The sequence below is a fragment of the Massilia sp. Masssp93 genome (genome assembly GCF_059491295.1).
Window position 1 is genome coordinate 3,574,308 of sequence record NZ_CP168502.1, and the last position, 14,389, is coordinate 3,588,696.

Annotated in this window: 5 protein-coding genes; 1 reads left to right on the forward strand and 4 read right to left on the reverse strand. The window is 70.9% G+C overall.

Going from position 1 to position 14,389, the window contains the following annotated elements:
- Positions 1 to 21 precede the first annotated feature (21 nt).
- The 4 genes from recD to ACEN9Q_RS14465 all read right to left on the reverse strand — a co-directional run bounded on the left by recD (position 22) and on the right by ACEN9Q_RS14465 (position 12,085).
- A complete protein-coding gene (gene recD / locus ACEN9Q_RS14450; RefSeq protein WP_495625065.1) occupies positions 22 to 1,992 on the reverse strand; it encodes an exodeoxyribonuclease V subunit alpha in 1,971 nt (656 codons plus the stop codon).
- Positions 1,982 to 5,614: an exodeoxyribonuclease V subunit beta gene (recB, locus tag ACEN9Q_RS14455; RefSeq protein WP_495625066.1), complete on the reverse strand. Its 3,633-nt coding sequence runs from the start codon at positions 5,612 to 5,614 to the stop codon at positions 1,982 to 1,984. The genes recD and recB overlap by 11 nt, the downstream gene beginning before the upstream one ends.
- Positions 5,611 to 9,012, reverse strand: a complete 3,402-nt coding sequence (recC, locus tag ACEN9Q_RS14460) for an exodeoxyribonuclease V subunit gamma (RefSeq protein ID WP_495625067.1) — start codon at positions 9,010 to 9,012, stop codon at positions 5,611 to 5,613. Before recC ends, recB begins: the two co-directional genes overlap by 4 nt.
- A gap of 70 nt (positions 9,013 to 9,082) precedes the next feature.
- Positions 9,083 to 12,085 carry a CHASE domain-containing protein gene (locus ACEN9Q_RS14465; protein ID WP_495625068.1) on the reverse strand — a complete coding sequence of 1,001 codons (3,003 nt, stop codon included), beginning with the start codon at positions 12,083 to 12,085 and terminating at the stop codon, positions 9,083 to 9,085.
- A 110-nt stretch (positions 12,086 to 12,195) separates the two neighbouring features.
- On the opposite strand from ACEN9Q_RS14465, the gene ACEN9Q_RS14470 reads away from it, so the two are divergent.
- Positions 12,196 to 14,235 (forward strand): prolyl oligopeptidase family serine peptidase, encoded by a 2,040-nt coding sequence (locus ACEN9Q_RS14470; protein ID WP_495625069.1) that lies wholly within the window; start codon positions 12,196 to 12,198, stop codon positions 14,233 to 14,235.
- The last annotated feature ends 154 nt before the right edge of the window (positions 14,236 to 14,389 follow it).

Sequence of the window (14,389 nt, forward strand, 5' to 3'; positions counted from 1 at the left end):
GTCCGGCGCCGCACGCGGGGCCTACCGCTCCACCATCCCCCGCAGCCCGCTGGCCCGGTGCGTGCGCCGCGAAATCGCCTCGCCCAGCACGGCCGGCGCCGGCGTCGTCAGGGTGAATTGCCGGCTCGCGCGCGTGATGCCCGTGTAGACCAGTTCTCGTGCGAGCACGGCGCCGCCTTCTTTCGGCAAGGCCAGCACCGTGTGCGCGAATTCCGAGCCCTGGGATTTGTGGACCGTCATCGCGTATGCCGTCTCGACGTGGCGCAGCCGCGTCGCCAGCACGCTGCGCACGTTGTCGCCTTCCAGGAACCACACGCGCAGCGAGCCGGGACGGGCCGGGTCGGTCAGCGCGAGGCCGATGTCGCCGTTGAAGGTCTTCGTCGGGTAGTCGTTGCGCGTGACCATGACGGGGCGCCCGACGTACCAGTCGCCGCGCGCGATCAGGCCCGCGTGCGCGAGGCGCTGTTCGATGGCGTCGTTCAGGCCTCCGACGCCCCACTCGCCCTCGCGCACGGCGCACAGCACGCGGAAGGCTTCGAAGCGCTGCAGCACGGCGCGCACCCAGTCTTCGTGGCCGCCCTGGCCGTCGCTGCCGTCGCTGCCGGCGCGCAGCAGTTCCAGGTACGGACGGTAGCCGTCGACGGCCAGCTGGATCACGTGGTGCTGGTGGGCGTGGTCGATCCAGCGCAGCACGCCGGCCGCTTCCGGGGCGCGCAGCGCGGCGGCCGCGCCGTCGACGTCGCCCGCGTTGACGGCCAGCGCCAGCCTGCCGATCGGGCCGCCGAAGCGGCGGCTGTGGCGCAGCATCACGGTCTGCTGGGCGAGCGGGCCGCCCGCGCCCGCGTAGTGGTCCGGAATCGCCTCGCCGCTGGCCGCCCGCACGTAGTCGAGCGTGGCGGCGTCGTAGCGGCCGGCCTGCGCGTCGTGGCACAGGTCTCCAAGCACGGCGCCCGCTTCCACCGACGCCAGCTGGTCCTTGTCGCCCAGCAGGATCAGCGTGCTCCCTTCCGGCAGCGCATCCAGCAGCGACGCCATCATCTCCAGGTGCACCATCGACGCCTCGTCGACGATCAGCACGTCGACGTCGAGCGGATTGCCGCGGTGGTGGGCGAAGCTGCGCGTGTCCGGCCGCGCGCCCAGGAGGCTGTGCAGGGTGCGCGCGGCGCCCATCCTGCCTGTGAGTTCGCGCAGCGGCAGCGCGCCGCCCACGCGCTCGGCCAGTTCGCCCAGCGCCTTGTCGATGGCCTGCTTCAGGCGCGCCGCGGCCTTGCCGGTCGGCGCGGCGAGCGCGATGCGCTGGCGCGCGGCGTCCGGTGCCGTCGCGAACAACAGCGCCAGCAGGCGCGCTACCGTGTACGTCTTGCCGGTACCCGGTCCGCCCGTGATGACGGCGAACGAACCCCGCAGCGCGACGGCGCAGGCGATGCGCTGCCAGTCCGGCGATTCACCCGCGCGCTGGGCGCCGAACAGCGCCTCCAGCCACGTGCGCGCCTGGTCGATGTCGACGGCGCGGCGCTCCTGCGCACGCGCACGCACGCACGTGGCGACCAGCGTTTCGTCGCGCCAGTAACGGCGCAGGTACAGGCGGCTGTCGTCCAGCACGAGCGGCTGGTCGTAATCGAGGTCGCCCACGCGCCACACCTGCTCGCACGCGGCCAGTTGCGTCATCCATCCCTTGACGCCGCGCGGCAGCGGTTTCGCCGCGCGCGCCAGCGCCTTCCAGTCCTCGTCCGCCCAGCCGAGCAGCCCGGCCGGATCGGCCGCCAGGTCGTCCAGCAGCAGGCAGCTGTGGCCGCGCCCTTCCAGCTCGGACAGCACGAGGGCCGCGAGCTGCAGCGGGACCGAACGGGCGCATGCAGCCGTGCCCAGGGTGGCGACGAAGCGAGCGAACACGCCGGACAGGCGGCGCAGCTCGCCCGCCTCGGTCAGGCGTTCGACCTCGGTCCAGAACGCGGACGCGTCGACGTCGTTGGCGTTGGCATCAGGCTTCATGCGCGTCCTTTCCCAGCAGGCGATCGAGGCCGTCCAGCAGTTCCAGGTCGGGCTCGATCAAATAGCAGCCGTGCGTGGCCGGATTGCCGACCCCGCGCAGGAACAGGAATACGGCGCCGCCCAGGTGCTCGCGCGGCGAGTAATCGCTGCCCAGGCGCGCGCGCAGCAGGCGGTGCACGGCCAGCATGTAGATGGCGCCCTGGACATCGTAGCGGTGCGCCGCCATGCCGGCCGCCATCGCGGCCTGCGTGTACGACAGATCGCCCGGTCCGAGCGCGTTCGATTTGTAGTCGAGCACCCAATAGCGGCCATCGCATTCGAACACGAGGTCCGTGAAGCCCTTCAACATGCCGTGCAGCTGGCGCTCAGGCAGCGTCGGACGCGGCGTGTTCCCCAGCATGCGGCGGCGGCACAGGCGGTCGAGCGCGGCGACGTCCAGCTGGCGGCTGGGGAACCAGAATTCCATCTCGGCCAGCGGCGCATCGATGTCGGCCAGCGCGCAGCCGATGGGCGGCAGCGGCGTGACGGCGATCATGCGCAGCCAGGCCAGCGCATCGTCCAGGCGGTTGCCCCAGCCGGCGCGCTGGATGCGCTGCGCGAGGCGCGCGCGGAACTGTTCGTCGTCGACCTGGCCGAAGCCCTCGTGGGCCATCCATTCCAGTTGCTCGTGCAGGAAGTTGCCGGGGCCGGCGCCGCGCGGGAAGCGGTGCCACGGCGCGTCCTCGCTGTGCGTGACGGCCACGACGCCCGGGTCGTCCTCTTCCAGCAGGTTCTCTTCCTGCGGCCGCGTCGGCGGCGCCACCGTGTTTTTCGTCAGCGACGTGAACGAACCGACGGCCCAGTTGCGCTCGAAGCGCGCCTCGAAGCGCGGCGGGTCCACGAGTTCCGGCCGCACGTCGGCGCGGCGCAGCACCGTGCAGCCGTCCGGGCTTGCCAGCGCATGCAGCTCGATGCCGTCGGCGTCGCCGCGCAAGGCCTCCCAGCGCTCGCGCACGGCGCCGGCGGGCACCGGCGTCCCGCCGGTCAGCAGATAGCCCAGCGCGGATTCGTGCAGCTGGTTCTCGCCCTTCTTGCGCGCCGCCACGGCCGCGACGCCGAGCCACAGGAAATGGCGCGCCCGCGTCAGCGCCACGTACAACAGGCGCAGGTCCTCTTCCAGGCGCGCACGGTCGACGGCGGCCAGGGCCGCGTCGGACAGCGCGAGATCGATGCGGCGCTCGCCGTCGTCCTCCGCGTAGTCGAAGAAGGCGCGGTTGCGGCGGTCCGTCTTGCGCGCGGTGACGGCGAACGGCAGGTACACGAGCGGATACTCGAGGCCCTTCGACTTGTGCACGGTGACGACCTTGACCAGTTCCGCGTCGGACTCCAGCCGCAGCACGCGTTCGTCGCCGCCCTCGCCCATGCCCTCGGTCTGCTCGGCGAACCAGCGGATTAGCGCCTGTTCGCCATCCAGCTCCCGGCTCGCTTCCTGCAGCAGCTCGGCCAGGTGCAGCAGGTTCGTCAGGCGGCGCTCGCCGCCCGCCGCGCCGAGCAGCTTGGCGGGCAGGCCCAGTTCGTGGATGAAGCGGCGCAGCATCGCCAGCACGCCCTGGCGCTGCCACGCCTGGTGCAGGGTCTTCAACTGCTCGACGCGCGCTTCCCACGCCAGTTCGTCGCTCGCCAGTTGCGCCAGTTCGGCCAGCGGCAACGCGCACGTCGCGGTCGCGAATGCGGCGCGCGCGAGCGTGACGTCGAGCGGATTCGCCACGGCCTGCAGCCAGCGCAAGACGTCGCGCGCCTCGTCGCTTTCCACGACCGAGTCCTGGTCGGACAGGTAGACGCTGGCGACTTGCCGCTGCACGAGCGCGCGGCGGACCGCCGCCGCCTCGCGCCGGTCGCGCACGAGGATCGCGATATCGGCCGGCATCAGGCGCGCGAAGCGGCCGGCATCGTCTTCGAACCCGGCGCGCGGATCGTTCAGCAGGCGCACGATGTGCTCGGCGCAGTGCTGGGCGAAGAATTCGCGGTAGTCGTCCGCGCGCATGTCCTCGATCTCCGCGATACCGACGGCCAGCGCCTGGAACGGACCGTCCACGCCGACCAGGCGCTGCTTGCGTCCGGCCGCGTCGACGGCGTCGAACGGCAGCGGATTTTCCGCGCCCTTGCGGAAGCGGAACGCGCCGGCCGCATAGGTGCCTTCCGCGTGGACGAACAGCCGGTTCACGGCGCCCACGAGCTGGCGCGTCGAGCGGTAGTTCGTGCCGAGTTGATAGTGGCGGCCGTGCGTGGCCCGCCGCGCCGACAGATAGCTGTGGATGTCGGCGCCGCGGAAGCCGTAGATCGACTGTTTCGGGTCGCCGATGAGGAACAGGCCGCGTGCCGGGTCATTGTCGGCCACGCGGTACAGCAGGTCGAAGATGCGGTACTGGTCGGGCGACGTATCCTGGAATTCGTCGACCATCGCCACCGGATATTGGTCGAGGATGCGCCGGCGCAGCGCGTCGCCGTTGGCGCCCTCGAGCGCAGCCTTCAGGCGCGCCAGCATGTCGGCGAACCCGAACTGGCGGTTGCGGCGCTTGAGCTCCGCCATGCGCCGCGCGATGGCGCACGCGGCGTGGCGCAGCAGCGCATGGGCCACGGGCGCGACGGCATCCAGTCCTTCCTTCAACGTATCGGTGTGCCCGAAGCACTCGGGCACGGGCGCGCTGTAGTCCTTGCTGAACGCGTCCGCGATGCCGCCAGGCGTCAGCCGCTGCCACATGGCGTCGCTCAGCTGCGGATAGTGCGCTTGCGGGTCGACGGCCCAGCGGCGCAGCGCGTCGAAGGCTTTCGCCAGCGAGTCCGGGCGCATCTTGGTGCCGTTGAACGCCTTGGCATTCACGCCGCGCTGCGCGGCGATCCACGCTTCCATCGCATCGGCGCGCGCCTGCCAGCCGTCCTTCAGCCGCGCCAGCGCCTCGCGTTGCGTGCGTTCCGCATCGAGGATGACGTCGCCCAGCGGCCGCTCGCTGCCGCCGTCGAGGCGGCCGGCGCGCTGCACCAGTTCGCGCACGGACTGTTTCAGGGCTTCGACGTCGCTCCAGCACGATAACAGGCTACCCAATGCCGCACCGGACAGCGGGTACACGTGCTGGCGCCAGTAATCGTGCGCGGCATCCTCGAACAGCGCGCGCTCGTCGCTGACGAGTTCTTCGTCGAACAGGCTGCCGCTGTCGAACGCGTGCTCGCGCAGCATGCGCTGGCACCAGGCGTCGATGGTGAAGATGGCCGCTTCGTCCATCGTCTCGGCCGCCAGCACGAGGCGGTGCGCGGCCACGAGGCGGGACGCTTCATCGCCGTACGCGGCGGCCAGCGCCGCCAGGTAGGGATCGTCGGCTTCGGCCTCGCCGCGGAAGCACGCCGCCGCCTGCACGAGCCGTTCGCGCACGCGGTTCGACAGCTCGCGCGTGGCGGCGCGCGTAAAAGTCATCACGAGGATCTCGGGCGGCATCAACGGACGCGCGAAGCCGTCCTCGCCGCCGTGGCCCAGCACGAGGCGCAGGTACAGCGCGGCGATGGTCCACGTCTTGCCGGTGCCGGCGCTGGCCTCGATGAGGCGCGAGCCGTGCAGCGGGAAGCGCAAGGCGTCGAGCAGCTGGCTCATGGCTCGCCTCCGTCGAAGCGCGTGACCGTCACGCTGTCCTTCAGCCAGGCGACCAACGGTCCGTACAACGCCTCGGCCACGAGCGGCCAGCCGCCGGCGGCGCGCAGCAGCGCGAATTCGGGCCACAGGCGCGCGAGGCACGGATCGATCACTTCGCCGTCGATCTCGAAGCCGCCGTCGTACGTCTCGCGCGCGTCGCCGCCGGCGAAATGCGCGAGCGCCGTCTTGCACGCGACGGGCAACGGCCGGTCGAGGTTCGAGCGCCACAGCGTCACCAGCGTCTCCAGCTGCGCGAGCGCTTCGGCGCGGGCCAAAGGCGCCATCGCCAGGCTGGCGTCGCGCGCGACGAGCACGCCGCCCACCCGCTCGCCCATCGCGGCGGCGGCCAGCTGGCGCAGCCACGGGCCCATCAACTTGTCGCCGCGCGGCTCGCCCTTGCGGTCCAGGACTTTCGACGATATCTGCAGCAGCCATACGGTATCGTCGTCGTTGCTGCGCAGGCGGTCGATCCAGTCTTCGAGGCGCCAGCCGCCGACTTCCACGCTGACGACGAGCTTGGGCGCCGGGCGCGGATAGCGGCTGCCCAGCGCCAGCCAGGCACTGCGCACGGGGACGAGATCGTCGACGAGCTGCTGCTGCCACTGCCGGCCCACGAGGCCGATCGGCAGCACGCCTTCGCGCGCCAGCCGCGCCGCGCGCGATTCCAGCACCTGGCGCACCTCGTGCTGCGCTTCCGGCGTGCCGCTGTCGTCGAGCAGCGTGTCTTCCAGGAAGTAGCGGTCGAGCGCATCGAGCGAGAACGGTTCCTCGTCCTCGCCGACGACTTCCAGGTCGTTGAACGTCACGCCCAGGCGGCGCCGGAAGAAGAAGCGCGCCGGCTGGCGCAGGAAGCTCGCCAGTTCACCGAGCGTGAGACGGTAGTCCGCGTCCAGTTCGAACGGCGGCAAGGGATCGGCATCGAGCGCCGCGCCGGCGCCCACCGCGTCGGCCCCGTGCGCCGAACGCCATTCGCCCGCGTACGTGAGCAGGCCGCCGCGCTCGAAATAACGGCGCGAGAACGGCTGCAGCGCGTGCACGGTCGTGCGCTCGGCGAGGTCGAGGTTCCAGCCGGCGGCCAGGTAATCGCGCAGCTGCGACACGAGCACGGACGCCGGCTGCTCGGTGTTGTCGCGCACGTTGCGGCCGACCCAGCTGACGTACAGTTTTTCGCGCGCGGCCAGCACCGCTTCCAGCATCAGGTAGCGGTCGTCGTCGCGGCGCGAGCGGTCGCCGGGGCGGGCCAGGCCGGGCAGCGCCAGCAGGTCGAAGTCCGATTGATGGCCGCGGCGCGGGAAATCGCCGTCGTTCATGCCGAGCAGGCAGACGACGCGGAACGGCACGGCGCGCATCGGCATCAGCGTGCAGAACGTGACGCCGCCGGACACGAACTGGTGCGAGAGCGCCGGCTGGTCCAGCTGGCCGAGCCACGCCTCGCGCATCACGGCCAGCGACACGGGTTCGTCGAACAGCGCGTTCTCGCAGATCTCCAGCCAGCATTGCAGCCCTTCTTCCAGCTGCTGCAGCGTCAGGCGGTCTTCCTCGTTCGCCGCGCGGAAGAAGCGCGCCAGCAGCGCGCGCGCGCAACTGCCCCATTCCATCGGACGCAACGTGCGGTCGAGGTCCTCGCGCCACGCCAGCAGCGCTTCCACCAGCTCGGTCAGCGAGCCGGCCAGCGCGGCATCGAGCCCGCCCACTTCCGGATACGGTTCGATGTCGCGGAAGCTGGCCCCGTGGCCGGTCGCATAGCCGAGCAGCATGCGGCGCACGCCGAACAGCCAGGAATTCTGCTCGCCGGCGGACCCGAGGCCCAGCCCGGCGCGGTGGTGCTGGTCCAGGCCCCAGCGCACGCTGGCGCCCTCGATCCAGTGGCCGAGGATGGGCAGGTCCGCGTCAAGCAGGCCGAAGCGGCCCGCCAGCGCCGGCACGTCGAGCAGGTCGCGCACCTCGCTCTGGCGGCAGCGCTGCTGCGGCAGCCGCAGCAGCCATTCCAGCGCCACGAGCAGCGGATTCGTGCGCCGGTCCTTGACGTCGCCGATCTCGAACGGGATGTAGCGCGGGTCGCTGCGCTTGTGCTGGCCGAACACGGCGTGCACGGCCGCGGAGAACGTCTCGATGTCGGGCACCATCACGACGACGTCGCGCGGGCGCAGCGGATCGTCGCGCTCCTCGGCGAACCACGACAGCAGCTGGTCGTGCAGCACCTCCACTTCGCGCTGGGCGCTGTGGGTGATGTGGAATTCGATCGAGCGGTCGGCGGCCGGCGGCGGCGTGTGCGGATGCTCGGACAGCGGCAGCAGGTCGCGCACGGCCGCCTGCGCCTGGCCGAGCAGCGTATCGCCCGGCTCGTCCGAGAACAGGTCGATGCGCATATTGCCGAATTGCGCGCCCTCGCCGTTGTCGAATTCGTCGAGCATGCGCACGAAGTCGCGGCCTTGCCGTCCCCAGCTCGCGAGCAGCGGATGGCTGTGCGCATGCAGCTGTTCGACGGGGATGTCGGCCAGGTCGCTGCCGTTGCGGTGCTGCTGGCGCTTGTAGGCGGCGCGCAGGAGCTCGCGGCCTTCGATGATGTCGCCCCAGTAGAACTGGCAGGGGTTCGGCACCGCGAGCAGCACCTGCGTGTGGCGCGACAGCCCCGCCATCGCCTGGATCGTCTGGTACGGCAGGGTCGACATGCCGAACAGGATCACGCGGCGCGGCAGGCGCAGCACCGGTTCGCGGTCTTCCAGCACGGCGGCCATGAATTGCGCGTGGATCGTCGCGCGCCCGGACCAGCGCCGCTCGGGCGGCAGGCTCGCGTGGATCTCGCGCCAGAGCTGCGCCTGCCAGCACTGGTCGGGCATCAGCGGCACAGGTTCGCCGCCGGGACGGCGCAGCTGGTCGATGCCGTCGGCCCAGTCGGTGAGCCAGTCGGCGCGGTACACCTGGTACTGGTCGTACAGGTCGGCCAGGCGCTCGGCCAGTTGCAGGCGGCGCTCGGCGTCGCCATCGTTCAAGAAGTGGCGCAGCGGTTCGAAGGTGGCCTTGTCCAGCACCTCGGGTAGCAGGCGCATGAGGCGCCATGTCAGCGCGTCCTTGTCGAACGGCGAGCGGCGCGGCACGCGTTCCGGGCCCAGCATGCCGCGGTAGGCTTCCCACTGGAAGCGCGCCGGCAGCGCCACGCGCGTGGCCGCGCACACGCCCAGTTCTTCCGCCAGCGCGATCTTGAGCCACTCGGCCACGCCGTTGGACTGGACGAGCATGATTTCTTCCTCCAGCGGCCCGAGCGGATTGGCGCGCAGCCAGTCGAAGACGGCGGCGCGCAGCAATTCCATCTGGTTGCCGTGCAGGATGAGGAGGCCGGGGCGGATCGGGGATGGCATGGCGCGACGTGACGGGAAGACTCGCGCAGCATACTACTTCCGGCCCCCGGGCGGTAGAGCTGGCGAGTCGTTACGCCTGGTGATCCTGCTGGCGCGCGCCCAGTTCGGCGTGGATGTGGCGTTCCAGCCGCGCCAGCAAGCCGCGCAACCGGGCCGCCAGCGTGCGCGCCTGGCCCGGCGCGCCCGGCTCGAGCTGGCGTTCCAGCTCGGCGCACATGTCCCCGAAGCCGAGGGCGCCGACCGTCCGCGCCGCCTTTTTGAGAAGGTGCGCCACCGCGGCCGCCCGCGCCGGTTCGTGCGCCGCCAGCCCGCGCTCGATCTCCTGCGTGCCGTCGCGCGCGGCGTCCAGGAACAGGAATGCGTATTTGCGCATCTGGTCCGGCTGGCCGCCAAACGCGTCGGACAGCACGCCGACGTCGAGCAAGGCATCGGCCGCCCGGGGACCACCGTTGTCCGGCCGCCGCACGTTGCGGCCGAGCGCGCGGGCAACCGTCGCGATCAGCGTCTCGGGCGCGGCCGGCTTCGTCAGGAATTCGTCCATGCCGGCCGCGAGGCAGCGCGCCTGGTCGTCCGGGCCCGCGTTCGCCGTCATCGCGATCACCTTGAGGTCGGCGAGCGCCGGGTCGCGCCGGATGCGGCGCGTGGCATCGAGACCGTCCATCACCGGCATCCGCACGTCCATCAGCACGCAGTCGACGGGACGCTCCGCCAGCCGGTCCAGCGCGTCGGCGCCGTTGCCGGCGACGGTCACGTGCGCGCCGGCGTCTTCGAGCAGGTCGCGCGCCACCAGCTGGTTGAACGCATTGTCCTCGACGAGCAGGATCGCGATGCCGTCCAGCGCCCCGGGCCCCGCCGGTTGCGGCTCGGCGGCGGCATGCGCCACCGGCACCGGCTGCAGGCGCGCCGTGAACCAGAACGTGCTGCCCTGCCCCGGCGTGCTCGTCGCGCCGACCGTGCCTTGCAACAGCTCGACCAGCTGCCTGCCGATGACGAGGCCCAGGCCGGCGCCGTGGCGCCGCGGCGGCGCCGGGTCAGCCTCGTGGCTGGGCGCGAACAGCTGCGCCAGGTCGTCGTGCGCGATCCCGATGCCGTGGTCCTCGACCTCGAAGCGCACGAGCAGGTCGGCGCCCACCGTGCGCTCGACGCGGGCGCGCACGTGCACGGTGCCCTGTTCGGAAAACCGGATGGCGTTGCCGATCAAATTCAGCAGCACCTGTTCCAGCCGCAGCGGATCGCCGCGCAAGGGCCGCCGCAGCTCGGGCGCCACGTCGAATTCGAGCACGAGGCCGCGCGCCGCCGCCTGCGCGCCCAACTGGCCGGCAACATCGTGCGCGAGCGCGTCCAGCGTGAAGTCGAGCCGTTCCAGTTCCACCTTGCCGGCCTCGGTCCGGGGACGGTCGAGGACGCGGTTGAGGACGCCCAGCAGGTGCTGCGCCGCGTGGTGGATCTTGTCCAGGTAGTCGCGCTGCTTCGGCTCGTCCGCATGCTTGCGCGCCAGGTACGCCATGCCGAGGATGCTGTTCATCGGCGTGCGGATCTCGTGGCTCATGGTCGACAGGAAGTCGTTCCCGGCGCGGCCGGCCGCGTCGGCCCGGGCCTTCAGCGCGTGCAGCTCGGTGACGTCGGTCGATACGCACAGGACGGCATCGACGCCACCGTCGGCGTCGCCGTCGAAGCGCACCGGCACCTTCACGCTCCATAACTGGCGCACGACGCCGTCGGCGCCGGCGAACGGGTTCTGCACGGCGCGTTTCTCGCCCAGTTCGAAGACGGGACGGTCCAGCGCCCACAACGCGTCGGCCTGCGCGGGCGGCATCACATCGTGGTCGCGCCGGCCCACGACGTCCTGTGCCGCGCGGCCGCAGGCGGCCGCCATCTTCGCGTTGACGTAGCGGTAGCGGCGGTCGCGGTCCTTCAGGTAGACGTAGGCGTCGACGTTGTCCAGCACGAGACCGAGCAGCCGGCGCTGTTCCACCGCCGCCCGGCGCGACCGGGCCAGGTTGAGGAACAGCGCGTAGACCAGCAGCGTGGCGCCGAAGCCGCCCGCCCCCGCCAGCCACGGGACGATGCGCCCGAAGCCGCCGGCCAGGTCGGCGCGGCGGGCGACGAAGCGCGCTTTCCACAGATTGTCGTCGAAGCGCACGGGCAGCACGGTTTCCAGCAGGTCGGCGCCGGCCAGCGCCGGCGGCGCGCCGTCATACAACACGGCGTCCGCCCCGTTCACGCGCAGCGGTCCGGGCGCGCCGGCGTCGGCCGCCGCGGCATCGGCCGCCGCGTACAACTGCAGCGCGATGGCGCGGGCATCCACGCCCCGCATGGCGCCTTGCAGAGCGCCCTGCACGAAGACCGGGATGGAAAAGCCGATGCCGACCGAGCCCGCATAGGCCGCGCGCCGTCCTTCCACGTCGCGCGGCGCGGCGCCGCCGGCCGGGATGCGGTAGACGGGCACGCGCAGGCCGAGGGCCGGGTGGCGCACGGGGTGCTCCACGACGATGGGCTTGCCCGACGCCGCCATGCGGCCGCTGTCGCGCGCCCGGTCCATCGTCTGCGCGACGGCAGGCGCGCCGCCCGTGAGGTCGACGCCGAATTTTTCGGGCAGGTGCGGCTCCAGGTAGGACAGCACGGTATAGGACGGACGGTGCCCGGCCGGGCGGATCGCGAAGTCCGGATAGCCGGCCGGCGCGACGCCGCGGTCGGCGCGGACCGCAGCCACGAAGGCGTCGCGCGCGCCGTCGTCCACGTATTGCGCATAGTTGATCGACTCGATCGCCGGGTAGTGTCGTGCCACGCCGAGCGTCTCGACATAGCGGTGGAATTGCAGCCGCGAGACGGTGCCGCCGTTGGCCTGGAACAGGGCCGCCAGTCCGCGCACGACGTCCGCGTACTCGTGCACGGCGCCGTCCAGTTGCTGGCGCCCGGTGCGCGCGAGGTGGTCGAAGCGCGCCTGCGCGTCGACCGCGACCGCGCGGGCCGCGCCCAGGTACAGGCCGACACCGGCCAGCAGGGCGAGCGTCACGCCGCCCACCCACGGCGCGGCCGTCCTTCCCGTGTTGCGCATTGCGATGTCAGCCATGTCCACCGGTCCGATAAATGACAATGAGTATTGTCGTACGGCAATTTTTAGATGTTTGCTAGTATGTCCGAATCGGAACAAAATGGCGAGCTTAACAATAAGGAATGCGTATGCGCGAAACACATCATGACAATCCGGACCCCTGGCTGTGGCTGGAAGACGTCGATTCGGATCGCGCACTGGCCTGGGTGCGCGAACGCAACGGGGAAAGCGAACGCGAACTGACCGCCCTGCGCGGCTACACCGGCCTGCGCGCGCGCCTCAAGACGATCCTGGATTCGCGCGACCGCATTCCCTACGTCGGCCACCACGACGGCCGCTTCTATAATTTCTGGCGCGACGCCGACCACGAACGGGGCGTCTGGCGCCGCACGACGCTCGCCGAATACCGCAAGCCCCTGCCTGCCTGGGAAACGGTGCTGGACCTGGACGCGCTCGCGCGGGACGAGGCGGAGAACTGGGTCTGGGCGGGCGTGGCGTTCCTGGAACCGCACGGCACCCGCTGCCTCGTCTCGCTGTCGCGCGGCGGCGGCGACGCCCACGTCGTGCGCGAATTCGACGTGGCGGCGCGCGCCTTCGTCGCCGGCGGTTTCACGCTGCCGGAAGCGAAGACGAGCGCCGGCTGGATCGAGCAGGACCTGCTCTTCGTCGCGACCGACTTCGGCCCCGATTCGATGACGACGTCCGGCTATCCCCGCATCGTCAAGGCCTGGCGCCGCGGCACGCCGCTGGACGAGGCGACGCTCGTGTACGAAGCGCAGCCCGACGATCTGTCGGTCTCCGCCTGGCACGACCCGACGCCCGGCTACGCGCGCCAGTTCGTCCAGCGCCAGATCGATTTCTATACCAGCGACCTGTTCTTGCGCGATCCCGCCGACGGCCGGCTCGAACGCATCGACAAGCCGCAGGACGCCAATGCGTTCGCGCTGCGCGACCAGTTGATCGTCGAACTGCGCTCGGACTGGACGCTCGGCACAAACACGTGGCCGCAGGGCGCCCTGCTCGCCATCGGATTCGACCGCTTCATGGAAGGCAGCCGCGACTTCGATATCCTGTTCGAACCGTCGCCGACGACGTCGCTGGACGGCATCGCGGCCACGCGCACGGCGCTGTTCCTCACCATCCTCGACAACGTCAAGAACCGCATCGTCGAGTGGTGCCGCGCGGACGGGCGCTGGCAGCGCCGCGACGTGCAGGCCCCCGCCATGGGCGCGCTGCACGTGTCGGGCGTCGACGACTACGCGTCGGACCAGGTGTTCCTGACCGTCACCGACTTCCTCACGCCGAGCAGCCTGTATCTGATGGAAGCCGGCAGCGACGGGCTGGAGCCCCTGAAATCCATGCCGGCGTTCTTCGACGCGGCGCCGTATGCCGTCAGCCAGTTCGCGGCGCGCTCGCCCGACGGCACCGACGTCCCCTATTTCGTCGTGATGCGCAAGGACGCGCCGCTGGACGGCTCGAACCCCACGCTGTTGTACGGCTACGGCGGGTTCGAAGTGTCGCTGACGCCTTTCTACAGCGGCGTCACGGGTACGGCGTGGCTCGACCAGGGCGGCGCGTACGTGCTGGCGAACATCCGCGGCGGCGGCGAGTTCGGCCCGCGCTGGCACCAGGCCGCGCTCAAGGAAAACCGCCAGAAGGCATTCGACGACTTCCTGGCCGTCGCCGAAGACCTCGTCCGGCGCGGCGTCACGCGTCCGCGCCACCTCGGCATCATGGGCGGCAGCAACGGCGGGCTGCTGGTCGGCGCGGCGCTCACGCAACGGCCGGACCTGTTCGGGGCCGTCGCCTGCCAGGTGCCGCTGCTGGACATGCGCCGCTATCACGAATTGCTGGCCGGCGCCTCGTGGATCGGCGAGTACGGCGACCCCGACGAGCCGGACGAATGGGACTACATCGCGCGCTACTCGCCTTACCAGAACGTGGTCGCGGACAAACGCTATCCGCCCGTGCTGTTCACGACGTCCACGCGCGACGACCGCGTCCACCCCGGCCATGCGCGCAAGATGGCGGCGCGGATGCGGGAACAGGGCCATGCCGTGCTGTATTGGGAAAACATGGAGGGCGGCCATGCCGGCGCGGCCAACAACGAACAGACGGCGACCATGTGGGCCATGACGTATGCGTTCCTGTTGAGCCAGCTCAAGTAAACCGCAAGGATTGCCATGGCCGGTGGCGCATTTCGACAGTAACCACCGGTTATCGCACGACCGTTACCGAAAGATAGGATAGGGAACTAGCAGGGTTGCTAGGACGCTAAATGAATGTTGCATGGAATACTTGTTTCTCACACATCTTTCCATG

Coding starts and splice junctions, on each gene's coding strand:
- ACEN9Q_RS14465 (WP_495625068.1), bottom strand. CDS start 12,085: ATGGCTGACATCGCAATGCGCAACACGGGAAGGACGGCCGCGCCGTGG.
- recC (WP_495625067.1), bottom strand. CDS start 9,012: ATGCCATCCCCGATCCGCCCCGGCCTCCTCATCCTGCACGGCAACCAG.
- recD (WP_495625065.1), bottom strand. CDS start 1,992: ATGAAGCCTGATGCCAACGCCAACGACGTCGACGCGTCCGCGTTCTGG.
- ACEN9Q_RS14470 (WP_495625069.1), top strand. CDS start 12,196: ATGCGCGAAACACATCATGACAATCCGGACCCCTGGCTGTGGCTGGAA.
- recB (WP_495625066.1), bottom strand. CDS start 5,614: ATGAGCCAGCTGCTCGACGCCTTGCGCTTCCCGCTGCACGGCTCGCGC.